Here is a 24,148-nt window from a genome sequence, read left to right as displayed (position 1 = left end):
AATAGTATCTCTGGCTGTTTCTGCGAACTGACCGATAAAGGCAAAATTTACTGCCCCGTCAGGAACCACCTTCGGACGATCTGTATCATTTCTGGGCATGAAGAATGCGTCAATATAAGGCATCATAACCGGAACTGTATTGGCACTGTTCTCTGCAAGTTCTTCAATCTGATTTTCCGGCACACCGATATGATACAGCCATTCCATACAGATTTCTTTTCCTGTACAGTCTCGCATCGGTTTTTTAATATAATCGCCAGGTCTGTCATTAAAGAGTGCATAGACCCATACAAGGCAATGATCTTTCGGCTGAGTTCTAAACTGTGGCTGACGATTGATGGTCCAGCTCAGGAGCCAGCTGGAATCTTTAACTGTTACAATGCCTCCTGTTACTACTTTTCCGGTAAAAGGATCTCTTTTACAGATATTCTTAATGTACGGAATAATACGCTGATCAAGCGTTTCCACAGTAGCACTCATCCAGTTACACAGTTCGCTGTCATAGCAGAATTTATCCCGGGTTTCCAAAATCCTGGGCTCTCGGGCTGCAATACGTCTCCACATATCCCATCCACCGCCTGGCTTGATTTCCGGATCATAAGGTGCCGGAGTATTTCGGGATCCCATTGCAGAATTCTCCACACATCCGCCGTTGGTGATAAAAACAAGATCATCTTCTGTCAGATCAACATAGCGGGTTTCACCCCTTTCTGTTACAATTTCAATCCGTGTAGCCTGTTTTCTATCGGGTACAACGCTGAGATTCAACATTCACCACTCTGGTATTATCGTGGAATGCCACACCGGCTTTTTCCAGATATTTCACCATCGGAAGGATCATACTCTGCATACTGATTATATTCTGTAAAACGAAGCGCTGTAAAATCCGGAAGTCCTCCGATATGATGAATATAACGCTTGATATAGCGTTTCATTTCCAGGGCACTGTGCCAGTTTTCAAAAGCAAACATGGTTCTCCAATTAGAGCCAGAAGTTTGAATCAAATACTTCATCATCGAAAAATTCATCAATACGCTTATCATACAAATCTTCATCAGGGGTAAAGAACAGCTTCATAATCTCCATTTGGGCTTTGTCAGAAACTGCAAATTTCTTGTCTGTATGTGCATCTTCTCCACAGTTTACAGTGGCACGGCAAAGTGAATAATTAGGATCCTCCTTATTCAGCCAGTAGTACTCATCCAAAACACTGACTCCCTCTGTTTCGATCGATGGAATGGACCGGAAAAGATCCCACATAACTTCAAAATGGTTGTCCATTTCTCGTCCGCCACGCATCACATATCCTACGCCTGGATATTCAAATCCATCACACGCTCCACCTGGAATAGGATCCTTTTCAAAAATATGAATATGCTCCCCTTTCATCTGTCCATCACGAACAAGATAGCATGCGGCTGAAAGTGCTGCAAGGCCTGTACCAATAATATAAGCAGACTTGTGATCCACACCTGCCGGTTTTTTAGGGACGGGCAAATGCCTCGTAATTACCACTTGAATAATACATAATCATACCTCCTAAAGCTTTGACGACTCTGTGTTGTTATGCCCTGATTATATGTTAGTAGTCATTCTCCTGCAATCAACAAAACAACCGTGCCATCGAATTCTTTAACAGTAAAGCTGCATTGTCGTTTTTTTCGACAAAAACAGTAATTTGTTGGAATCTCAGTCTATGCGGCACTTCTCCAACATACGTACCACATCCCCTTCAATAAGTGTACTGATTCGTGCAACCAGTTGTTCCGGTGATGCCTTCATATCATTCCGTATCCAGTCCAGAATTATTCCTACAAAAGCAAATTTATAAAAATCTGCAATGAATTTCTTATCTTCTTCCCGAACACTCATACCTTCTGCACATTCTTCAACCACAGCTATGATCAGCCGATAAACAACTCTATACAGATATTGTGTGATTTGCTCCTGACTCACATAATGGTATACATTTAATATAAAAGGCTTATTTTCTTCAACTGCATAAAAAATATTCAGGAAGCCCTGTTCCCATGTATCATACGTTGTATTCCCGTCCGCTGCTTTTCTTGAATCCTCTTCGCAGGACCACTCCACCAGGTCATAAATATCTTTGAAATGATAATAGAAGGTTGCGCGATTAACGCCACAGTCTTCAGTAATATCATTAATTGTGATCTTATTAACCGGTTTTTTCATAAGCATCCTCTTAAGTGATTCTTCTAATGCTCTTTTTGTAAACTCTGCCACGTACCATTCCCACCTTCCTTATTATTCAAAGTTTAAATGCATATATGTTATTCTCAAACCATTCAAACAAAGTTCTGTAGTCAGTATCCAAGCCAATACCATCAACCACTTTAGATGATGGTATTGGTGCCCAGCCTTCAACACTGCTAATATCATAGGTCTGCAAAAATAATCCTTTTACAAATCCAGGAAACTCTTTCTGCAAAGCTTCACAATCATGGGTTTCGCCAAACCAGAATACCTTTATTCCATTCAGTAAATATGTCCTGATTTGATCATGATACAGGAGTAGTTCTTCTTTGAAATATAAGATTGAATATTGCGGTTCCATGTCAGCTCCTATCTGCTTCGTAAATGCTGTTTGTCTGTTATCTTCCGATACTATTTAGAAGAAATTTCTTTAAAAAAACATTTCAAAAAAAAGGGGAATCTTTAGCAAGATCCCCAGAGTTCCACTTGATTGCAGGTAATAGCACCTCGCTATGATTATCGATTATATCATCAATCAGCCTGAAAGTCATCAAAGTTCCATAAGCTCCTTACACAATCTCTATACTGACGAAACAAAATACGAACATGTTTTGAAATTGTTTTTATAAAATACAATTTTGTTCTTTAAGGTAAAAAATAAGCCTCAAGATACTTTTTAATCATTTTGAAGTTCCAACTCTTTAAATTTAATTGATTAAGAAGTCTCTTCAAACTTACTACACCAATAACAAAATGGAGAGTTCAGCTCAATCCAAGGCTGCACTCTCCATTTTGCTTAATACATATAGCTATTTTTCACACTTAATATTCATATTTTTACTTTTATCTAATCACCTGCTGTCCGCTTGCACTATAAAGTTCAAACCATTCAGACTGTTCCAGTTTTACATCTAATGCTTTAATTGCCAAATCAAGTCTGTCTAATTTCTGACTTCCTACCAACGGAATTGCACCTACCGGATGATACATGATCCAGGCATATACAATAACCGCCGGCTCCACACCATGTCTTGCTGCAATATCTTCTATCTTTTTTCTAGCTTTTACACATTCCTCGTCAGTACCGCTGAAAAGGCGTCCGCCTGCCAATGGTGACCAAATCATTGGATGAATCTTATGATAAGTCAGATAATCCATCATACCAGTATTAAAGTGCTCAAAGCAAACCGGATTCCATTCAATCTGATTCGTTACCAACTGACCACCTACAGCACCATTCATAGCTTCGAATTTGTATGGATCAAAGTTTGATACACCAATTTCTCTGACCAGTCCTTCTTTTTTCAACTGAAGCAATGCTTCTGCTGTATCCCATGGATCAAGAAGTGGGTCTTCTCTATGGATAAGATAAAGATCCAAATGATCTGTATGTAATTTCTGCAGACTTTCCTTGCAAGACTGAAGCACTCTTTCTTTTGTGGTATTATAATAACCAAACGTAGCACCATCTACTTCAGTTAAATAAATACCTGTTTTTGAAACAAGCTCAATTTCTTTTAAAATAGATGGATCCGCTGCAAATGCTTCTCCCATTTTCGCTTCTGCACCACCATAAATCTCAGCTGTATCAAATGTGGTAACTCCACGTTCAATACATGCATGCATAAATGCTACCATTTCCTTTGTAGTCATATTCCAGCTGTCTGCGCGCCAGAATCCCTGTACTACTGCTGATAATGATAATCCTTCTGAAAGCTGTACTTTTTTCATATTACTTAGTCTCCTTTATTGTAATAATATTCTAGTATTATTTTGCGTTCTTTCTCATATCCAATGCAACTGCTGAACAGATGATAATACCTTTGATAACAAGCTGCCAGTTCGAATTCAGTCCAATAAAGCTTAATCCATAACTGATAAAGGTAAAAATCATAACACCAATAAATGCCCCAGATACTTTACCAATACCACCGCTTAAAGATACACCTCCAACTACACAAGATGAAATTGCATCAAATTCATAAGCATTTCCATAACCGGCATTCGCTCCACCGGTTCTTGCAACTTCCAGTATACCTGCAAGTCCAACCAGAATACTTTCTATTATAAAACAGGAGATAATTACTTTATCAACATTAATACCAGAAACCTTGGCTGCCTCTTTATTTCCACCGGTAATATAAATATTCTTGCCAAATGTAGTTCTGTTCAGGATAAACCATACAATTGCCATTACTACCAACGCAATCACTACCAAAAAGCTTACCTGACCACCAATGCGGAAACGGCTTAAAATTGTCAGATCATCTCTGATACCGCCAATCGGCTGAGAATTATTCGGTTCCTTTGCAAAATAAAGCTGGTTTAATCCATACACCGCTGATGCCATTCCATAAGTTGCAATAAATGGAGCCATACGAAGTTTACAGATCATTAGTCCATTAATATAACCAATCAATGCTACCACTGCCAAAGTCACTAATATCGGCACAAAAATAGGCAGTTCCGGAAGTCCCGGCCAAAATACTTTAGAATATCCGGCTTTCTGTGTAAGGGAAGCTATCACAACAGCGGCCAAACCAACCTGACGCCCACCTGCAAGATCGGTACCTCCTAATAAAAGTGGGAACATCAATCCTAATGCACAAATCAGTTTTACAGCAGACTGCGTCATAATATCCGTTACTACTCGCCATTGAAGAAAAGATGGCTCAATAATAATAATTCCAATAATAGTGATTAACAATGCAATTATCAATGCGTTATCAATAATATAATCTTTTATACTCTTTTTTTCCACTGCACTCTTATTCATCTTAATCCACCGCCTTTGCCTTATTTTCGCTCTGCGTTGCCAATGTCATAACATCTACCTGTTCTGTCTCTGCTGCATCAAGAACACCTGTTAATTTTCCTTCACACATTACTATAATCCTGTCCGATACACCAAGTAATTCAGGCATTTCAGAGGACACCATAATAATGGATTTTCCTTCTTTTGTAAGTTCACGCATAATTCTATATATTTCATACTTAGCGCCAACGTCAATTCCTCTTGTAGGTTCATCCAGAATCAAAATATCACTATTTGCCAATAGCCAACGGCAAATTAATACTTTCTGCTGGTTTCCACCTGAAAGATTCTGTATTTCAGTTTTCATACTAGGAGTTTTTACGTTCAACTCACCATTGATTTTCTCAACATTTTTCAGTAATTTTTTCGGATTCAATATTCCAAAACGATTTCCTGACATTGCTTTAAATGCAACGGCAAGCGTATTATCTAACACAGACAGCATCGGAATAATTCCTGTTGCTCTTCGTTCCTCTGTCAGCATCGCAAAACCATTTTTTATTGCTTCTCGCGGATTGCTGTTTACAATTTCCTTTCCGTTTTTATAAAGTTTTCCCTCTATAATCTTTCTAAGACCAAATACAGATTCTACTAATTCCGTTCTCTGTGCCCCAACTAAACCGCCAATACCAAGAATTTCTCCTTTATGAAGATCAAATGACACATTTTTAAATGAGTGTGGATCTGCACTGGTAAAATTTTCTACTTTAAGAAGAATATCAGGCTGTACTACATGTTCATTTGGCGGAAAACGGTTTTCCATACTTCTTCCAACCATCAATTTAATCAATTCATCCACACTGATATCTTCAATTGGGTAATGTCCCACATAAGTTCCATCTCGCATAACCGTAATTTCATCTGCAATTTCGAATAATTCTTCCAGCTTATGCGAAATATAAATAATTGAACGACCTTCAGATCGCAGTCTTCGAATAATCTTAAACAGATGTTTCGTCTCTGCATTCGTAAGTGAAGAGGTCGGTTCATCCATAATAATAATTCTTGCGTCATAAGAAACAGCCTTAGCTATTTCAACCGCCTGTAACTGTGAAACGGACAAATCTTTTGCCAGCACTGTAGCCGGTATATTCAACTCCAAATCAGCCAGCAGATCTTCTGTTTTCTTTTTCATTTTTGCTTCATCAACAACAATGCCTTTTTTCTCAAAACGTCCTGCCCATATATTATCAATAACATTTCTATATGGAATAGGAGTAAGCTCTTGCTGAATCATGGAAATCCCCTGTTTTAAAGCTTCCGTTGGTCCATCAATCGTTACTTTTTCTCCATCTAATTCAATACTTCCTTCATCTGCATGATATAAACCGAATAAACACTTCATTAATGTTGATTTTCCGGCTCCATTTTCTCCAATTAACGCATGTACAGAACCTGGCTTTACATTTAACTGTACCCTATCCAGGGCCTTTACCCCAGGAAATGTTTTTGTGATATCGGTCATCTTTAAACGCAACGTTTCCATAATCCACCCTCCCAAGGTATCTTATTTTTTCTGAAATGGGCAGAGAGGTCATACATATACGCACCCCTCTGCCATTTTCATTCTCATCGAAATCACATAATAACTGCAAACATCAATTATTCTGAAATAGATTTCATAAGCTCTATTGTGTCATCAAGATTTGTTTCATCAACAATTACATATGGTACCCAAACATATTTTCCATCTACTGTACAATCAACGCCAAGGTCTTCCGCTGTGAAATCTTCCCCTTTTGCAACAGCCTTCAGAACATTCATAATTGCAATAGACTGGCTCTTGCGGTCATTTAATACAGTGCCAAGTAATCCGCCATCTTTCATTGCTTCAAGTGCATCCATATTTGCATCAATACCTACAATTGGTACAAATTTATCTTTCTCGCCCTGATTATAACCATTATTTAAAGCGGCCTGAAGGGCACCCATAGCCATTCCGTCATTATTACAAAGAACACCTTCGATTCCATCAATTCCATAAGCAGTAATCCATGTGTTCATTTTGTCCAATGCCTGTGCCTGATCCCAGTTTGCGGTATCCTCTGCAAGAACCTCATACTCAATACCTGCTGCTTCAAGTGTATCTTTGTAAGCCTGTGTTCTTAATACTACATCCTGCTGGCCAAGTTCACCCTGAAGAATACAAAGCTGAAGTTTTCCATCACCATTTTTATCAGCAATTTCTTTATTCTCATTCCAGTAATTTATCAGAGCCTGTGCGCACATAGCACCTGATTCTGAAGCTTCTGCTCCTACATACCAAATGTTATCATATTCTTCCATAGTTTCATCCATTGGCTGCATATTAAAGAAAACCGATGGTACATTCTCCGCATCACATTTCTGTGCCATTTCAGCAGTAGATTCACGGTCTGGTGCGCAAATTGCAACAATATCTGTTCCCTTTGTTAATGCCATATCCAGCTTGTTGTTTGCCACAGATACCTGATTTTCAGCATCCTGCATATCCAGTTTGATTCCGCTAGTATTTTCTTCTTCATTTTCCATAATAATTCGGAATCCACTCTGGAACTGATCATCAAACGCTCTCCAAATTACAGTTGCATTTACATCATCTTCCGCATAAACAGATACTCCGCTGCTTACCATCATTGACACTGCTACAATTGCTGCACCCATCATTTTTCTTCTGTTCATTTAATTTTCCTCCTGAATTTTTTGTTGTATATTCCCAATACATTTTTACATTTTATATATTTTATTTTGCCTCTAAACGGAACTGCATCATTTTTTCTTTAATAAATGCTTTGCAGCTTTCTTTTGAATTTATAAACATGGTTGTATTATATTTAAAAGCATCTCCCTGCTCTTTCTTCATCTCTTCAAAAGAATTTGCAACTGATACCAGCACATCTGTTGCTACATTAATCTTGCGAATACCATGTCGAATCGCATCCTGTACCTGATCCAGTGGTGTTCCAGATCCTCCATGTAATACCAGCGGAACATCAACCAGTTCGTCAATTTTAGCCAGTCTTTCAATATTTAACTGAGGAGCTGCAATATAATGTCCATGCTGTGTTCCAATGCTGACCGCAAGTGCATCAATACCTGTACGCTCTACAAATTCCTTTGCTTCTTCCGGAACGGTCTGTGCTGCTTCTGGTCCAAGTACCTTTAAGTCTCCCTCTTCACCAACCAGACGTCCCAGCTCACCTTCCACTGTGATTCCAAGCGGATGCGCCAGATCAACAACCTTCTTAGTCAGTGCAATATTTTCTTCAAATGGAAGACCTGAACCGTCAATCATAACAGAAGAATATCCGGCATTGATTGCCTTAGCACAGTCCTCATAAGATTTGAAATGATCTGCATGAAGGCATACCGGAATCTGAGCATCACGTGCTGCAAATTTTACCATATTTACCATGCCTTCATAACCGCCTGCCAGTTCTACACAGTCTGTACCTGTAATGAAGATAACCGGTGTACCGGTTTCGTTTCCAGCTTCAATGGCAGCTCTTGCCATTTCATAAGAAACAGTTACATAGGCACCGTATGCCACATTTCTTTCTTCTGCAAGTTTCAGGATTTCTTTCATTGGTGCAAATTTCATATTGTTTTTCCTCCTACACTTCAATGTTATCTTTTATTTTGAATGATGTGATACATCAAACATTTACATATTTGCTTTCCGTTTAAAAATATCTATTGCTACCTCATAAGATGGGATGCCTCCCGTAGCACCTTTCTTGCCGACGTTCAGACTTCCTATCAGTGAACCAAATCTTGCTGCTTCGAAAAATGTTTTTCCATGAGACAAAGCACAAATCAATCCTGCCATAAAAGAATCACCAGCTCCTGAAGTATCCACAACAGGCATATCTTTAAAACAGGGTATATACTGCTCCTCTTCGAAATCTGTGACATAACAGCCTTTTCCACCAAGCTTAATTCCCAGATACCGAATACCACTGTCTGAAAATTTTTCTCGAATCTGATCTATCTGATCCGTCCGGCAATAAAAGATGCTTCTATCATGCTTGGGAAAAATATATCGGTTTCTCTGAAAATCGGAGGTAATACTTTATCCCAGTCACATACTTCACTGTCATTCATTGCTGCATCCATAACAGTAAGCTTCTTATAATGATGAGCCCGTTTAAACAGGTCTGAAATCCCACCATTATCCATCCGATTCATTGCCATTACAGATCCTACATAAATCAAATCCACTTTCTGAATTAATTCATCAGATATTTCGTCAGCCCCAAACTGGTGGAAAGCAGAAACTTCCGATAAGAAATGCCGTTCCCCTTCCGTATCTACAAGAGCATATGAACATGCAGTAGAACAGTTTCCATCTTTGATAATACCCTCTGTATGCACTCCATAATGGCTACATTGTTCCATCAGAAAAGCCCCATTGGAATCTGCTCCTATCTTTCCTGCCATTGTAACATCGCAGGATAACTTGGCGAGACCAATTGCTGTATTCAAGGCATCCCCACCGCAAGATAATATAGGCGGTTCAATCATTACCGAATCTCTGCTGAGCACATCATCTGGTACCGGGCTAATTACAGTATCACATACCATCATTCCAACACAAAGTATTCTCATTCTTGTGACCTGCCCTTCATTAATTTCAGGTTGCTTTGTTTTTGTATGTATTTTGTTTGTTCGTACATTCGAACTTTATGTTTATAATATACCAGTTTGTACGGTCATTGTCAATTCTAATTTCACTGTATTATTTCATAATTTTACTTGCGAAAAATTGTTAAAAATCACGTATAACAACTAATTGACACAATGTTATTCGTAATGTATCATATAACCATACAATATTTTTCTATTTTGTACGTACAATAGGCACTATTGTTATGTTCTTTACATTTGTTCGTACAATAAAATCATTGATTCTATAGGAGTATAGTTATGAGTTTATTAGAAATGAAAATTGATAGAACAGTTCCGGTTCCGCTCCATTATCAACTAAAATCCCTGATTCTATCAGAAATTGAAAGCGGAAATCTTAAAAAAGGAGATTGCCTGCCAACTGAGATGCAAATGACAGAACACTTTCAGATCAGCCGTTCCACTGTACGCCAGGCAATTTCTGCTTTGTCTAACGAAGGCTGGCTAGAGCGTGTCGCCAGCAAAGGCACTTTTGTCACAAACAATACTCACCCTTCCGAGAACTTAATCCGTTCTTTTGAGCCTTTTTACCAACAGGTAAACAGGCATAACAAAACGCCTTCTACAGAACTAATTAGCCTTCAGGTAATTCCGGCAAGTGAAACGCTTGCAAAAAAATTAGGCATTGAACCAGGAGAAAAGATGATTTCCATGTTTCGTCGACGCCTTTCAGACGATGTACCTATGGTTACCATTCAGAACTACTTACCTTATTCTCTTTGTTCTTTTATCCTAAGTGAAGATTTTACTGTACGTTCCTTATATGAACTGCTTATGACACGGTCAGAATCTTGTATCCATGAAACGAAATCGATTATTTCTGCAACAAATGCTTCTACAGAAGACATTCATCTGTTACAGATTGATGCCACTACTCCTATCTTAAGTTTTCATAACATATCGAAGAGATCAGATGGCACGGTTCTTGATTATGCTTTTGCAAGATATCGCGGTGATTTGAACAAATTCGAGCTAATTGATACACCACATCTTCATTCAAATTAAATGCTATAAAGGTCACAATGTCGTTTAGTTAAGGTATTTTCCAGTGGTTTCATCATTATGAAGCCACTGTTTTTTTGCCGGAAATTTATAGTATTCTTTCACTTGCTCCAGTGACAGCATATCCACCTGGGCTTGCCCTTTTAACAGTTCCATTATCTCTTTATTCGTATAATGGTTAATGCCCGAGCCATGCTAACCTTTAACTGCTACAGCACTCGTCCTATTCATTTGCTTCCCTTCATTTTATATTAACGGAACTTCCCATATCCACAGGACATTGGTCTTGACTTTCTCGCCTGCATATCGTATTATTTAATACAGTCCAAATAAATACTATATGCAATAAGGAGGTGCAGCATATATGCGTCCTTCAACATTCATAACTTTTTTTCACGATGCATTAAATGCATACAATAAAATGTGCGAACCTATTCTCCACGAATTTGATATTCCACAGGTATCTTTCGATATTTTGATGTTTCTGAATAATAATCCGGATTTATGCACGGCTCAGCAAATAAGTGAATTTCGGAACATAAAAAAGAACTTAGTGTCTGTCCATGTTGAGAAACTGGTAACTGCCGGTTATCTGCAACGAGGAACTGTAGCCGGAGACAGGCGTAAAGTTCTGCTCTCCTGCACAGAAAAAGCTCAGCCAATTCTCAAAGCCGGCCTGGAAATGCAGCAAGATTTTAACCAGAAGCTTACCCTGGATATCCCCCCAAAATATATGAATATTTTCAAGGAAATCACCGAATCTATGGCCGTGAACGCGCGTCAGATGCTCAATGAATAACGCTAAATAGATACTGCCAAATGAATAACACAAAACACAAAAAGGAGATATTGCCCATGCAAAGTAATAAGAATTTTCTAGGTACAGAACCTATTGGAAGGCTTCTTCTCAAACTGTCCATCCCCACAGTAATTGCCCAGCTTATCAATATGCTTTATAACATCGTAGACCGAATCTATATCGGACACATCCCTGGTGATGGCAGTCTGGCTCTTACCGGTGTGGGCGTCTGTATGCCAATCATCATGATCGTATCTGCCTTTGCTGCACTGGTCAGCTCCGGTGGCGCACCAAGAGCATCTATTTACATGGGAAAGCAGGACAACCAATCAGCTGAGAAAATATTAGGCAGCTGCTTCTTCCTCCAGATCATCGTTTCCTTTATCCTGACTGTTGTTTTACTGTTATGGGGCAAAAATATATTGCTGGCCTTTGGCGCCAGCGAAAATACCATCAGCTATGCATCCGATTACATGCGTATCTATGCCTTGGGTACACTGTTTGTTCAGCTGACTCTTGGTATGAATGCCTTTATTACTGCTCAGGGATTCACAACCATTTCCATGGTTTCCGTTCTGATCGGTGCTATTTGCAATATTGTTTTAGATCCTGTATTTATCTTTGCCTTTCACATGGGGGTAAAAGGTGCAGCCCTGGCAACTGTAATATCACAGGCGGTTTCCACGCTTTGGATCGTCTTGTTTCTTTGTGGTAAAAAGACACAGCTCCATCTTAGAAAAAAGTACATGCGCCTTACGCCAAAGGTCATTATCCCGTGTGTTGCACTTGGACTTGCCCCTTTCATTATGCAGGCAAGTGAAAGTGTTGTAACCGTTTGTTTTAATTCATCCCTGCTCCGTTACGGAGGCGATATTGCAGTGGGAGCAATGACGATCTTAACCAGCGTTATGCAATTTGCTATGCTTCCTCTTCAGGGGATCGCACAAGGAGCACAGCCTATTTCCAGTTACAATTACGGAGCAAAAAATGCAGACAGGGTAAAGAAAACTTTCCGTTTACTGTTGATTACCTGTTCCGCATATGCTGCATTACTCTGGGCATCCGTACAGCTTGCCCCAAGATTATTTGTAAGCATTTTTACTGCTGATGCAAGTCTTATTGATTTTACAGCACCAATGTTAAAGATCTATCTGGGTTCTCTGTTCCTGTTTGGTATCCAGATCGCATGCCAGATGACATTTACCTCACTTGGTAAAGCAGTCTGCTCTATCATTGTTGCCGTTGTGCGCAAATTTGTGCTATTGCTTCCGCTTATCTATATCATGCCTCATGTTGTATCCAATCCAACTGCAGGCGTATATATGGCAGAGCCTATTGCTGATCTGATCGCTGTAACCTTTACATCTATTTTATTTGCAGTTCAGTTCAAAAAAACACTTGCAGAAATTCAGAATTAAGCAACTTAAAAAAATAACCTGGTTGCCACATTCAAGTCGAGCAGCCAGGTTACTAACACATCCCCAATCTATCATATGAATCCATCAAGGATTGCAAGTGATACTCCAACCATTTTCGGATCGTACATCAATCGGATAGCTTGGGACACTGTAATCATAAAATATATTCCATCTGTCTTTCTTTTGTTTTCATTCCCATTTTTTCATAAAATTTTTCTGCTGAAGTATTTCCTGTCCATACATTTAATGTCACTTCATAGCAGCCCAGCCGCTTCGCTTCGTTTTTTACATAGTTAAACAGACTTTCTCCGATATGCTGACCCCGCTCCTGTTGATCGACACATAGATCATCAATAAAAAGAGACTTAAACGGCACCATATTGTTTGAAAAGGGCTGTTCCCGCAGCTGGCAAAATGCATACCCTACACAAACGTCTTCCTCATTCACTGCAACATAGATTGGATTCTCTTCATTTTTCAAAAATTCTTTCAATTCGTCTACCGTATATTTTGTTGTACCCGGAATAAAAATATCAGGCCTTATGTCTGCATGAATTTGTAACACCTGCCCTAACAATTCAATAATCCTTGGAATGTCTTTTTCTTCTGCTTTTCTGATCATCATTTTTGTCTCCTTTACATATACATTAAGCTTATCCCAGTGACTGTCCTCATTAATTTTTTCTATATTTTAACGGCGACACTCCATATGCTTTTTTGAAACTTCTGATAAAATAGCTTACATTCTGATAACCACTCTGCATTGCTGCCTCTGTAACAGAAATATCTGTGTCTTGCAGCAGCTGTTTTGCATGCTCTAATCGTAAATATGTCACATATTGTGAAAGGGTAATATGAAAATGTTCCTTAAAATACCGGGATATATATTTTTCTGAAAGATGAAACTGCGCCCCAAATTCCCTTAACAATATCTTCCCTGTAAAATTCTGCTGTATATACGAAACCATCTCTTTTTCTATCGTATTTCTGCCGCTGGTGTCATTTTCAACTATAAATCCCTGCTTCCACATTTCAAGAATAATTTGCAAAAGAACTATTTTTATTTTGATCTGAGAAGTTATTTTTGACTGGCTTTCATCATTTCCTGTCACATATATCTCAATTAACTGCTGGCATAGTTCTTTTACCGTATCTTTTACTCTTGGAGTTATCATCAGATGACCGCTGTTTAATGGCTCAAGCAATTGCTCATCTAACATGTCATCTGTACGAAAGGATATATATTTTAACGGAAAAAGAAAAGTAAAATAATCCACGGCACCAGCCTGTGAACCCATAAAATGCAGATTGCCCGGTGACACTACAAAGGCATCTCCGGGTTTTCCTATATAGTTCTCGCCCGATATACTTACAGTCAGAAGGCCGCTTTTTACATATACAATTTCAAATTCATCATGCCAATGTACCGGTACCTGAAATGACCTGCCCCCATTCCTCATATGATATATACTAAATGGTTCGCCCTTTGTACCATGTGGTTTATTTTCCTTTAATTCAAAGTACATAATCGCTCCTGAAGTTATATAAGACTCTTACTTTTCCATTTTCCACTCTTCCATCTAAGTACCATTCCAACGGCTCTGGCGCATTCATCTGCTGCCATGGCAATATAGGATCCTACCGCCAGAAGCCCCATATGTATTCCAAGAAAATATGTCCCGCCAACAGCAAACAGATACATAAAGATTGCCCCCATTATAACAGGAAAAAGCGCATCTCCGCTGGTTTTTAATGCCTGTCCGTATACAAGGTTTGTCACCCTTCCAAATTCAAGGAATATGTCTACTATTAACAACTTTACCACAAGATTTATCATCTGTGTATCATTTGTAAATAAATGCACTACAAAATGTCCGAACAGAGCAAAAGTGACAGAAAAGCAGGTGGCTGTTACAAGACCATAGATCACAGCTTTTCTCGTACCCCTGTCACAATCTTCAAACTCCTTTGCCCCAATTCTCCAGCCAGTCATAATCGCATTCGCCTGTGCAAGTGCAGCACCTACACAATACGAAAAGTTTGAAATCTGCAGAGTATATGAACGAGCTGTAACATTCATTCCATTGGCATCCATCTGATTCATAAAGCGCACGATGAATGTCATTGCCACATTATAAAGTGCTGTTTCAAAAGCAGAAGGAAAACCTATCTTAACAATCTGCGCAAGTATCCTTCGTGGTGCAATACGCTGGGGATTCTGCTTTGCTTTTATAAGTACAGCCCCCATAACCGCTACAATAATAAGATTTACAACCCTTGAAATAACTGTGGCAACAGCAACTCCCATAACTCCCCAGTTAAATACAAATAAGAATACCGAGTTCAGTATTAAATTAAGAACATTTCCAACAATAGTTCCTATTAATGAATGCTTTGTATATCCAAACACTCTCAAATAGCTGGCAAAAATAGGAATAAGCGCATTTAAAAAACATGCACCTCCAACAATTTTAAGGTATGTTTCTGCCGGCTCAAGCAAAGCCGGGGCAATACTTACGATTCTAAGTATGCTGCCAGAAAAAACCGCAAGAACAATAGACATCAGAATGCCTATCACTGCATTAAATATCAGCCCAAGCTGCCTGGCCTGATATGCAATCCCAGGTCTTCCTGCTCCAATATTTTGTGACATAACAGCTATCATACCCGATGATATTACTCCGAACATAATGATAAAAACGCCTATATAGGTATTTGCTGTTCCCACTGCTCCCACCGCCTGATCACTAACAGACGATAACATAAGTGTATCCACCATACCTGAAAGCATATATAACAGAGTTTCCAGGCATATCGGTAAAGATAATTGCGTTAATGTTTTTCTTTCAACTGCCATATTTTTCTCCTTACATACAATTCCCAAAATCATGATCACACGGATTGTTCCGAACTTTGCACTCCCCTTGTACAAGCACAGGTGGGATCAGACCTTTTAACACTGTAATCATCTTATCAATAATACGATATATTATCATGTATTTCTTGTATAATATCCTGCAAAAATTGCACTATTTCTACTTTTGATAAATTAACTATAAAAATTTCCAATCCCGCTTCTGTTTCCTGCACTTTTCTGCTCCATCCGGCTGTGGGCAAAATATTTGCACACCTGTCAAAGCTCTTTCTTCATTCGCAGTGTTGCATTGTTAAATTTGCCTAGTATATATTGATTCAGCTTTATTTTTTTGGTTATTTTTTCAAAAATATGTATGCTTTTCATTGACGTTCTCGGTATTTTATGTTAGCATGAGGGTAATTAAAGACATCGGATGACGAAACTGGGAGAGACACAGGCATGTGCGCCGAAGGGGCTGAAGAACTCTCAGGCAAACGGACCAGTTTCTGACGAACCTCTGGAAAGCAACAGCAAAGTTGCACCGAAGAAGCAACCGATCACAAATTTCGGGTAATCTTTCAGGTTAAGATGACAGAGCGCAGAACAAGTATCTATTTGTTCTGCGCTTTTTTGTTTGTCATTCTGATGTGAGATAAGGAGGAATCACCTATGGAAAAAACAACACCGCTCTATGCCACCCATCAGGCACACGGAGGCAAGATCGTTCCCTTTGCCGGATATCTTCTTCCTGTCCAGTACCAGACTGGTGTGATCGCAGAGCATATGGCAGTTCGGGAATCCTGCGGTCTCTTTGATGTATCCCATATGGGAGAAATTCTTTGCGAGGGTCCCGGGGCACTAAAGCTGCTGAATCATCTGCTGACCAACGATTTCACAAATATGTATGACGGCCAGGCAAGATACAGTCTCATGTGCTATGAAAACGGCTGCTGCGTAGATGATCTGATCGTTTATAAGGTCCGGGATGAGCATTATTTTATCGTAGTGAACGCTGCCAACAAAGATAAGGACTTTGCATGGATGAAAGCTCATGAGCAGGATGTTGAAGGGGCCACATTCACAGACATTTCCCACTCTGTTGCACAGATCGCTGTACAAGGTCCAAAAGCCCATGAGATCCTGGCAAAGCTTCTTCCGGAAGACGAATTTCCGGTAAAATACTATAGTGCCTGCTTTGACCGTACCATCGGCGGCATGCACTGCATAGTCTCCAAGACCGGTTACACAGGTTCCGCAGGATACGAGTTTTATCTTGATGCTGAGAATGCTTCAGCTATGTGGGAGCTTCTGTTGGAAACAGGAAAAGAAGAAGGTCTGACCTGCTGCGGACTTGGAGCCCGGGATACGCTGCGGCTGGAAGCAGGAATGCCTTTATACGGACATGAAATGGACGAGACCATCACTCCACTGGAAAGTGGTCTTGGCTTCTGCGTAAAGTTTTCCAAAGAAGAGTTTATTGGCAAAGAAGCTCTGGAGGCAAGCGAGCCTGCACGGACACGCATAGGGCTGAAAATTACCGGCCGGGGCATTGTCAGAGAACACATGCCTGTCTTCTCCGGTGATACAAAGGTGGGCATGACCACTTCCGGCACCCACGCACCCTATCTTGGATATCCTATTGCCATGGCACTGGTAGACAAGGCATACGCAGCTGTGGGAACCAAGCTTACCGCCGATGTACGCGGCAGAAAAGTTGAGATGGAAGTTGTCTCTCTTCCTTTCTATTCAAAAACAAAAAAATAAATTTCATATAATAATAAAATTACAATAATAAAATTACGGAGGATTTCTATTATGAACTGTCCAGAAACATTACGTTATTCCAAATCACATGAATGGGTTAAAAAAGAAGGCGATATCACTTTGATTGGTCTTACTGACTTTGCACAGAGCGAGCTTGGCGATCTGGTATTCGTCAATCTGCCGGAAATCGATGATACCGTTACTGCCGGAGAAGCTTTGGGCGATGTGGAGTCTGTCAAAGCTGTATCTGATATTTTCTCCCAGGTATCCGGAACCGTCTGCGAAATCAATGAAGAACTTCTGGATCATCCGGAACTGATCAACGAAGCCCCTTATGATGCATGGCTCATCAAGGTAAAAGACATCACTGATGAAGAAGAGCTGATCAATGCTGCTGAGTATGAAGCTCACTGTCAGTCAGAAAGTAACGGCTGATCTGCCGGAATTTATCTACAGGAGGTAACTGTCATGGGTTCTTACATCCCTAGCACCAGAGAAGAACGACTGGATATGCTGCACTCCATCGGGATGCAATCTTTCGATGAACTGTATGCAGATATTCCTGAGTCTCTTCGTTTAAAAGACGGACTGTTTTTACCAGTCGGCCTGTCTGAAATGGAAGTAGCCAGGAAAATCGAGGAAATCTCGGCAAAAAACACACGGTTTTCTCATATTTTCCGAGGCGCCGGATCCTATTATCACTATATTCCGGCCATCGTTAAACAAGTCACTTCAAAAGAAGAATTTGTCACTGCATATACCCCTTATCAGGCAGAGATCAGCCAGGGATTGCTGCAGTCGATCTTTGAATATCAGACCATGATCTGTGAACTGACAGGAATGGATGTTTCCAATGCATCTGTTTATGACGGTGCAACTGCTGCCGCAGAGGCTGCTGCCATGTGTCGTGACCGGAAACGGGGAACTGTCTGTGTCAGTGCTTCCGTGGATCCCAAAATCTTATCTGTGATCCGTACCTACTGCTTTGGTTCCGGAGCACCCCTTGTGATCCTTCCCGAGAAAGATGGTCTTACAGATGTGGAAAGCTGGAATGCTATGGATACTTCCTCCATCGCCTGTCTGATCATTCAGACCCCAAACTATCATGGATTGATCGAAGATGGAGCTGCCATTGCAAATGCTGTACACAATTCCGGTGCCAAACTGATCGCCAGCTGCAACCCCATTGCTCTTGGTCTTCTGGAACTCTGGGCGAATTTGGTGCAGACGTAGCTGTAGGTGAAGGCCAGCCATTGGGACTTCCTATGGGATTTGGCGGACCTTATCTTGGATTTATGGCTTCTACCAAAGACATGATGCGAAAGCTTCCTGGGGCGAATCGTAGGTCAGACCACCGACTGTGGACGGCAACGGGCTTATGTCCTTACTCTTCAGGCACGTGAGCAGCATATTCGCCGTGAGAAAGCAAGCTCCAATATCTGTTCCAACGAAGCACTTTGTGCTATGACTGCAGCAGTCTATCTGTCAGCTATGGGTAGTGCCGGACTGGAAAAAGTGGCTGCTTCCTGTATGGCCAATGCCCGCTATCTGCTGGATGAATTGACTGCACTGGGATTTACCAGAAAATATACCGGTGAATTTTTCCATGAATTTGTAACCATCTGTCCCTGTGATGCAGCTGTTCTCTCTGACAAGCTGGCTGCACACGGATATTTATCAGGACTTGTGACCGGACAGTCTGAAATGCTCTGGTGCACCACTGAAATGAATACAAAATCTGAGATCGATGGTCTTATTGCTGTGATAAAGGAGGTGCTTGCATGAAACTTATATTTGAAATGGGGGCACCCGGAAGAGGCTGCGACCTGATCCCGCCCTGCACAACCCCTGAAGTAACTGTCAAAGTACCAATGCGTAAAAAAGCACTGCATCTCCCGGAGGTATCTGAGACAGAACTCAGCCGTCACTATACGGATCTGGCAAAACAGACACATGGAGTCAATGATGGTTTTTATCCCCTTGGCTCCTGTACCATGAAATACAATCCGAAGATCAACGATGCTGCCTCTCTTCTCCCTGGATTTACCAACATTCATCCTCTACAGGATACTAAGGATGTGCAGGGATGTTTGGAAGTACTCTCTTCCATTGAAGAAGCATTATGTGAGATCACCGGAATGCAGGCATGTACTCTTCAGCCTGCAGCAGGTGCTCATGGTGAATTTACCGGTCTTCTTCTGATCAAAGCATGGCACGAAAGCCGCGGTGACAGCAAACGTACAAAGATCATTGTTCCGGATTCTGCCCATGGCACCAATCCTGCCAGTGCAGCTATGGCTGACTTCGATGTGATCAATATCCCATCCGATGAGCATGGCTGTGTAGATTTGGAAGCATTAAAAGCCGCTGTAGGTGATGACACTGCCGGCCTGATGCTCACGAATCCAAATACAGTGGGTCTGTTTGATCCAAATATTGCAGAGATCACCCGGATCGTTCATGATGCCGGCGGATTATGCTATTACGATGGTGCAAATTTAAATGCAGTCATGGGCATTACCCGTCCTGGCGACATGGGCTTTGATGTAATGCATCTGAATCTGCATAAAACATTTTCCACCCCTCACGGCGGAGGCGGACCTGGCAGCGGACCGGTTGCCTGCAAAGATTTTCTGGCACCATTCCTTCCCGGACTTCGCATTGACAAACAGACAGACGGTACTTTCACAGCCAAAACTGCTGCCCGTGCCATTGGAAATGTACGCAGCTTCTCTTCCAATTTCCTGGTCGTTGTCCGTGCTTTCTGCTATATCCTGACTCTTGGCCGTGAAGGTATTCCGGAAGCAGCCGCTACTGCAGTGCTGAATGCCAACTATATGATGCACAAGCTGACCGGCCACTACAAAATGGCATACGATCACACCTGCATGCATGAGTTTGTCATGACACTGGAACAGGAAAAGCATGAGCGGAATGTTTCAGCCCTTGATATTGCCAAGGCATTGCTGGATCACGGTATCCATCCGCCTACCATGTACTTCCCGCTGATCGTCCATGAAGCGTTGATGATCGAGCCTACTGAGACAGAAAGCCGTGAAACATTGGATGAAGCAGTACAGATCTTCCTGGATGTACTAACCAAGTCCCAGGCCCATCCGGAAAAAATGCATGAATATCCATTTGAAACACCTGTCCGCAGGTTGGACGAAGTGGGTGCTGCACGAAAGCCTGTGGTACGTTATATCTACAATCCCGAATAATATTTAACTAATCTCTAGCAGGAGGAATCCACGATGATACAGACTCTGACCACATACGAAAGCATGACTACCAATCCTTATACAAATCTTGCGGTAGAAGAATATCTGACCTTTCACGCAGAACCGGGAGAATGCATTTTATACTTATGGCAAAATGCACATACGGTTGTGATCGGGCGAAATCAAAATTGCTGGAAGGAGTGCCGTGTATCAGAACTGGAAGCAGACGGCGGCCATCTGGTCCGCCGCCTCTCTGGTGGGGGAGCCGTCTACCATGATCTGGGAAATCTGAATTTTACTTTCTGTATGCGCAAAGAAGATGCAGATGTAGACCGTCAGCTACAGGTGATCGTAGAAGCGGTTGCTTCCTTTGGACTGACTGCTGAGAAAACTGGTCGAAATGATGTGGCCATCAACGGACAGAAGTTTTCCGGAAATGCATTTTTTGACTCTAAGGGATGTTATTACCATCACGGAACACTGCTGCTGAATGTAGATACAGCTTCCATGTCCCGTTTTTTGAATCCTTCCAAAGCAAAATTACAGTCAAAAGGTGTAAGTTCCGTCCGCTCCAGAGTAGTAAATCTGTCTTCCCTTTGTCCTCACATCACTGTGGACACCATGAAACAGGCTATGTTTACCGCATTTTCCAAAGTATATGGATTACCTGCTGTACCTTTGTGTACAGATCGACTGGAGCAGACTGCCATTCAAAAAGGCAGAGAGCGTTTTTCCTCGGATCACTGGAAATACGGACCAAAGATTCCATTCACGAATCGGCTGGAACAACGTTTTTCATGGGGTGAGGTTAATCTTGATCTTCATGTAAACGAAGGGATGATCACCGAAGCACTGCTTTCTTCTGATTCCATGGAAGCAGACTGGTTTTCTGATATCGGTACGGAATTTCAGGGGCTCCCTTATCGTACCGATATACTTTGTAAAGCATTAGACCGATCTCTGGAACAACATATGGTTCCTGAAAATATCCGTGCTGACTTAAGTCGGATGGTACAAGAACAAATCTTATGAAAAGGAGAGAATTTATCCATGGCAGAAATCACAACAACCATCTATGACCTGACTGTCATCGGTGCCGGTCCAGGCGGATATGAAGCAGCTCTGGAAGCAGCAAAGCTTGGGCTTCGCACTGCTCTGATCGAAAAGGATTCTCTGGGAGGAACCTGCCTGAACCGGGGACGTATCCCTACCAAAACACTGCTCCATTCTTCAGAACTCTATAATGAAATCTGTAATGCAGAACGTTTTGGTGTCTCTGCAGAGCATGTCCAGGCCGATCTTAACAATATTCAGCAGCATAAGCAGACAACGATCACAACTTTACAAAAAGGGATTGCAGCTCTTTTAAAAGCTGCAAAAGTTACTATGTATCAAGGTCTGGGAACAGTTATCCATACCGGCACTGATGCATCTGGCACTGAAGGGATCAAGCAGGTACAGATTACCTCCGATGGGGCTGATCCTGTTATCATTGAGACACGGCAGATTCTGTTAGCCTCCGGCAGTGTTCCCTCTGTTCCACCGATTCCCGGACATGATCTGCCTGGTGTAATGACCAGTGATGAGCTGCTCTCCTGGAATCAGGAACCATTTTCTTCTCTGCTGATCATTGGCGGCGGTGTGATCGGTGTAGAATTTGCCGGAATCTGGCAGGCACTTGGAACCAAAGTCACGATCCTGGAAGCACTTCCTTCTTTGATTGCCAACATGGACAAGGAGCTGGGACAGAGTCTGAAGCAATCCCTGAAGAAAAAAGGTGCAGATATCCATACCGGAGCCAAAGTACAGTCTCTGGAATCTGCGGATGAGGGCATCTTATGCACTTACACGGAAAAAGATACGGTCTGCACTTGCACTGCACAGGCGGTTCTGATCGCTACCGGCCGAAAACCTTATACAGATGGTCTGTTTGCTGATGGTCTTGCTCCTTCCATGGAACGTGGCCGTATCCTTACAGACGAACATTTTCAGACCAGCCTTCCCGGTATTTATGCCATCGGCGATGTAAATGGAAAACTGCAGCTGGCACATGCTGCCACTGCACAGGGAGTTCATGCTGTCCATCAGATAGCAGCAGCACTATCAGATGCTACATCCAATAGTGCTGTCTCACATGTAAGCAACCCTGTCCTTGATCTTGTTCCCTCCTGTATCTACGCTTCTCCGGAAATTGCTTCCGTAGGTCTCACACTGGATCAGGCAAAAGAGCAGGGACTTGCCGCCAAAAGTCATAAAATTTTAAGCTCTGCCAATGGAAAATCCGTATTATCCCTACAGGAACGCGGGTTTATGAAGGTGGTCTATCTGGAAGAAACTCATGTGATCATCGGTGCACAGCTTCTTTGCGCCACGAGCCACTGATATGATCAGTGAATTTGCTGTTGCCATTGCCCAAAAGCTCACTCTGGAAGAAATGGCTTCTGTTGATCCGTCCCCATCCTTCTTTCAGCGAAATGATCACCCAGGCCACCACCTTATAATGAAACGCAAATTGCCCCAAACTATTTTGCCCCAGCTTCCCACAATGCCTGTTTTAGGTCATCTTCACTCCTGGCAAATTCTGCTTGTGCTTCTGCACGGTGTTTTGCCCCTTCTTCATGGATCTTAACCACTTCATGAATGGAGGTAATGATATCTGCATTTACCTTGCAAAGAGTCTCTACATCAACAAAAGCTCTTTCTGATGCCAATGCAGCATTAAGAGCTTTTGTTGTATGTTCAATGCCCAGCGCCAGTATCATCTGATTTCTCCAAAGCGGAATGGTATTAATAACGTTATCGCGAAGCCTGTCTGCTACCTGCTGATCAGCATTCTGAAGCATTCTGATCTGTGGTGCCATCTGAATAGATATAAGCCTGGTTGTTTCCAGATCAAATACCCTCTTTTCAAAACGCTGACATGCGTCCTCGTAATCTTTACAAAGCTGAATATCCAACTGATCCTGCGTTAATTCTGCTTTGTTTCTAAGCTCAGCCAGTTTTGTATTTCTTGCAATTTCAAGGGCTTTCTTTCCTGCTAAAATATACATTGTCAGTTCTTTATAGCAATCCAGATTTAGATCATACATCTGCTCAAACACATAAATATCTTTTGTCAAAGCTTGCTGATGTCTCTTCAGATCTTTTTCAATCTTTTTAATAGTCATTTCAGCACTTTCATAATTTGCAATCACATATGAAGCTTTCTGTTTTCCCTTCCGAAACAGACCAAGTAATCCTTTTTTCTGTGGTGCAGCAGTACTGTTAATTGCCACTTGAAGTTCACGTAGGCAGTCACCTACTTCACCGAATTCTTTTGCCTTTACAGTTCCTAGCATAGACGAAGAAAAAGCAGAAATGTCCTTCTGTGCTGCAGTGCCATAAGAATTA

At 41.4% G+C, this 24,148-nt stretch carries 26 protein-coding genes, 1 pseudogene and 1 riboswitch; of the genes and pseudogenes, 9 read left to right on the top strand and 18 right to left on the bottom strand.

Annotated elements, in window-relative coordinates:
* The 13 genes from R1Y93_RS06485 to R1Y93_RS06425 form a co-directional block, all read right to left on the bottom strand.
* Nucleotides 1–771, bottom strand: a 771-nt coding sequence (locus tag R1Y93_RS06485; RefSeq protein WP_500822149.1) for an oleate hydratase, incomplete at its 3' end; no start/stop codon positions are given.
* Nucleotides 743–817, bottom strand: a complete 75-nt coding sequence (locus R1Y93_RS06480; RefSeq protein WP_500822151.1) for a hypothetical protein — start codon at nt 815–817, stop codon at nt 743–745. The genes R1Y93_RS06480 and R1Y93_RS06485, both read right to left, overlap by 29 nt.
* Nucleotides 786–971 carry an oleate hydratase gene (locus R1Y93_RS06475; protein ID WP_500822148.1) on the bottom strand — a complete coding sequence of 62 codons (186 nt, stop codon included), beginning with the start codon at nt 969–971 and terminating at the stop codon, nt 786–788. The genes R1Y93_RS06480 and R1Y93_RS06475 overlap by 32 nt, the downstream gene beginning before the upstream one ends.
* 10 nt (nt 972–981) lie before the next feature.
* A complete protein-coding gene (locus tag R1Y93_RS06470) occupies nt 982–1,470 on the bottom strand; it encodes an oleate hydratase (protein ID WP_500822147.1) in 489 nt (162 codons plus the stop codon).
* Nucleotides 1,471–1,689: 219 nt separating this feature from the next.
* Nucleotides 1,690–2,247 (bottom strand): TetR/AcrR family transcriptional regulator, encoded by a 558-nt coding sequence (locus tag R1Y93_RS06465; protein WP_500822146.1) that lies wholly within the window; start codon nt 2,245–2,247, stop codon nt 1,690–1,692.
* 25 nt (nt 2,248–2,272) lie between these two features.
* Nucleotides 2,273–2,578, bottom strand: coding sequence for a hypothetical protein (locus R1Y93_RS06460; protein ID WP_500822145.1), 306 nt, complete (start codon nt 2,576–2,578; stop codon nt 2,273–2,275).
* Between the two features lie 482 nt (nt 2,579–3,060).
* A complete protein-coding gene (locus R1Y93_RS06455; RefSeq protein WP_500822144.1) occupies nt 3,061–3,948 on the bottom strand; it encodes an aldo/keto reductase in 888 nt (295 codons plus the stop codon).
* Nucleotides 3,949–3,985: 37 nt separating this feature from the next.
* Nucleotides 3,986–4,993: an ABC transporter permease subunit gene (locus R1Y93_RS06450; RefSeq protein ID WP_500822143.1), complete on the bottom strand. Its 1,008-nt coding sequence runs from the start codon at nt 4,991–4,993 to the stop codon at nt 3,986–3,988.
* 1 nt (nt 4,994) lies between these two features.
* Complete coding sequence (locus tag R1Y93_RS06445) at nt 4,995–6,518, bottom strand: sugar ABC transporter ATP-binding protein (protein WP_500822142.1); 1,524 nt, start codon at nt 6,516–6,518, stop codon at nt 4,995–4,997.
* 116 nt (nt 6,519–6,634) lie between these two features.
* A complete protein-coding gene (locus tag R1Y93_RS06440) occupies nt 6,635–7,693 on the bottom strand; it encodes a galactose ABC transporter substrate-binding protein (protein WP_500822141.1) in 1,059 nt (352 codons plus the stop codon).
* A gap of 61 nt (nt 7,694–7,754) precedes the next feature.
* Entirely contained in the window at nt 7,755–8,612 is an 858-nt protein-coding gene (locus R1Y93_RS06435; RefSeq protein ID WP_500822140.1) for a class II fructose-bisphosphate aldolase, read from the bottom strand.
* 63 nt (nt 8,613–8,675) lie between these two features.
* Nucleotides 8,676–8,951, bottom strand: a complete 276-nt coding sequence (locus R1Y93_RS06430) for a carbohydrate kinase family protein (protein ID WP_500822150.1) — start codon at nt 8,949–8,951, stop codon at nt 8,676–8,678.
* A gap of 47 nt (nt 8,952–8,998) precedes the next feature.
* Entirely contained in the window at nt 8,999–9,619 is a 621-nt protein-coding gene (locus R1Y93_RS06425; RefSeq protein ID WP_500822139.1) for a carbohydrate kinase family protein, read from the bottom strand.
* 318 nt (nt 9,620–9,937) lie between these two features.
* Between R1Y93_RS06425 and R1Y93_RS06420 the strand changes: the two genes are divergently transcribed.
* Nucleotides 9,938–10,702, top strand: a complete 765-nt coding sequence (locus R1Y93_RS06420) for a GntR family transcriptional regulator (protein WP_500822138.1) — start codon at nt 9,938–9,940, stop codon at nt 10,700–10,702.
* Between the two features lie 24 nt (nt 10,703–10,726).
* Here the strand turns inward: R1Y93_RS06420 and R1Y93_RS06415 are convergent, their stop codons facing one another.
* A complete protein-coding gene (locus R1Y93_RS06415) occupies nt 10,727–10,855 on the bottom strand; it encodes a hypothetical protein (RefSeq protein WP_500822137.1) in 129 nt (42 codons plus the stop codon).
* A gap of 208 nt (nt 10,856–11,063) precedes the next feature.
* Between R1Y93_RS06415 and R1Y93_RS06410 the strand changes: the two genes are divergently transcribed.
* The gene (locus tag R1Y93_RS06410; protein ID WP_500822136.1) at nt 11,064–11,498 is read left to right on the top strand and encodes a MarR family winged helix-turn-helix transcriptional regulator; all 435 of its coding nucleotides are present in this window, start codon (nt 11,064–11,066) and stop codon (nt 11,496–11,498) included.
* Nucleotides 11,499–11,554: 56 nt separating this feature from the next.
* Nucleotides 11,555–12,916, top strand: a complete 1,362-nt coding sequence (locus R1Y93_RS06405; RefSeq protein ID WP_500822135.1) for an MATE family efflux transporter — start codon at nt 11,555–11,557, stop codon at nt 12,914–12,916.
* 154 nt (nt 12,917–13,070) lie between these two features.
* Here R1Y93_RS06405 and R1Y93_RS06400 read toward each other — a convergent pair whose 3' ends face one another.
* From R1Y93_RS06400 to R1Y93_RS06390, 3 genes are read right to left on the bottom strand one after another with little or no spacing between them, the layout of a single operon-like run.
* Entirely contained in the window at nt 13,071–13,541 is a 471-nt protein-coding gene (locus tag R1Y93_RS06400) for a GNAT family N-acetyltransferase (RefSeq protein WP_500822134.1), read from the bottom strand.
* 49 nt (nt 13,542–13,590) lie between these two features.
* Nucleotides 13,591–14,442, bottom strand: coding sequence for an AraC family transcriptional regulator (locus R1Y93_RS06395; protein ID WP_500822133.1), 852 nt, complete (start codon nt 14,440–14,442; stop codon nt 13,591–13,593).
* 14 nt (nt 14,443–14,456) lie between these two features.
* The gene (locus tag R1Y93_RS06390) at nt 14,457–15,773 is read right to left on the bottom strand and encodes an MATE family efflux transporter (RefSeq protein ID WP_500822132.1); all 1,317 of its coding nucleotides are present in this window, start codon (nt 15,771–15,773) and stop codon (nt 14,457–14,459) included.
* A gap of 433 nt (nt 15,774–16,206) precedes the next feature.
* A riboswitch (glycine riboswitch) is annotated at nt 16,207–16,285 on the top strand.
* A 157-nt stretch (nt 16,286–16,442) separates the two neighbouring features.
* Here R1Y93_RS06390 and gcvT point away from each other — a divergent pair.
* The 6 genes and pseudogenes from gcvT (at nt 16,443) to R1Y93_RS06360 (ending at nt 23,140) form a co-directional block, all read left to right on the top strand.
* Entirely contained in the window at nt 16,443–17,537 is a 1,095-nt protein-coding gene (gene gcvT, locus R1Y93_RS06385; RefSeq protein ID WP_500822131.1) for a glycine cleavage system aminomethyltransferase GcvT, read from the top strand.
* A 51-nt stretch (nt 17,538–17,588) separates the two neighbouring features.
* Nucleotides 17,589–17,972 carry a glycine cleavage system protein GcvH gene (gcvH, locus tag R1Y93_RS06380; protein WP_500822130.1) on the top strand — a complete coding sequence of 128 codons (384 nt, stop codon included), beginning with the start codon at nt 17,589–17,591 and terminating at the stop codon, nt 17,970–17,972.
* A 33-nt stretch (nt 17,973–18,005) separates the two neighbouring features.
* Nucleotides 18,006–19,322, top strand: a pseudogene (gcvPA, locus tag R1Y93_RS06375) (aminomethyl-transferring glycine dehydrogenase subunit GcvPA).
* Nucleotides 19,319–20,758: an aminomethyl-transferring glycine dehydrogenase subunit GcvPB gene (gene gcvPB / locus R1Y93_RS06370; RefSeq protein WP_500822129.1), complete on the top strand. Its 1,440-nt coding sequence runs from the start codon at nt 19,319–19,321 to the stop codon at nt 20,756–20,758. Before gcvPA ends, gcvPB begins: the two are co-directional and overlap by 4 nt.
* A gap of 33 nt (nt 20,759–20,791) precedes the next feature.
* The gene (gene lplA / locus R1Y93_RS06365; protein WP_500822128.1) at nt 20,792–21,790 is read left to right on the top strand and encodes a lipoate--protein ligase; all 999 of its coding nucleotides are present in this window, start codon (nt 20,792–20,794) and stop codon (nt 21,788–21,790) included.
* Nucleotides 21,791–21,808: 18 nt separating this feature from the next.
* Entirely contained in the window at nt 21,809–23,140 is a 1,332-nt protein-coding gene (locus R1Y93_RS06360; protein ID WP_500822127.1) for a dihydrolipoyl dehydrogenase family protein, read from the top strand.
* Between the two features lie 140 nt (nt 23,141–23,280).
* Here R1Y93_RS06360 and R1Y93_RS06355 read toward each other — a convergent pair.
* Nucleotides 23,281–24,148: toxic anion resistance protein (locus R1Y93_RS06355; protein WP_500822126.1), on the bottom strand; the 868-nt coding region annotated here is incomplete at its 5' end.

Source organism: Blautia sp. HA3515, assembly GCF_059933065.1.
This window is presented reverse-complemented; position numbering and strand designations above follow the sequence as displayed.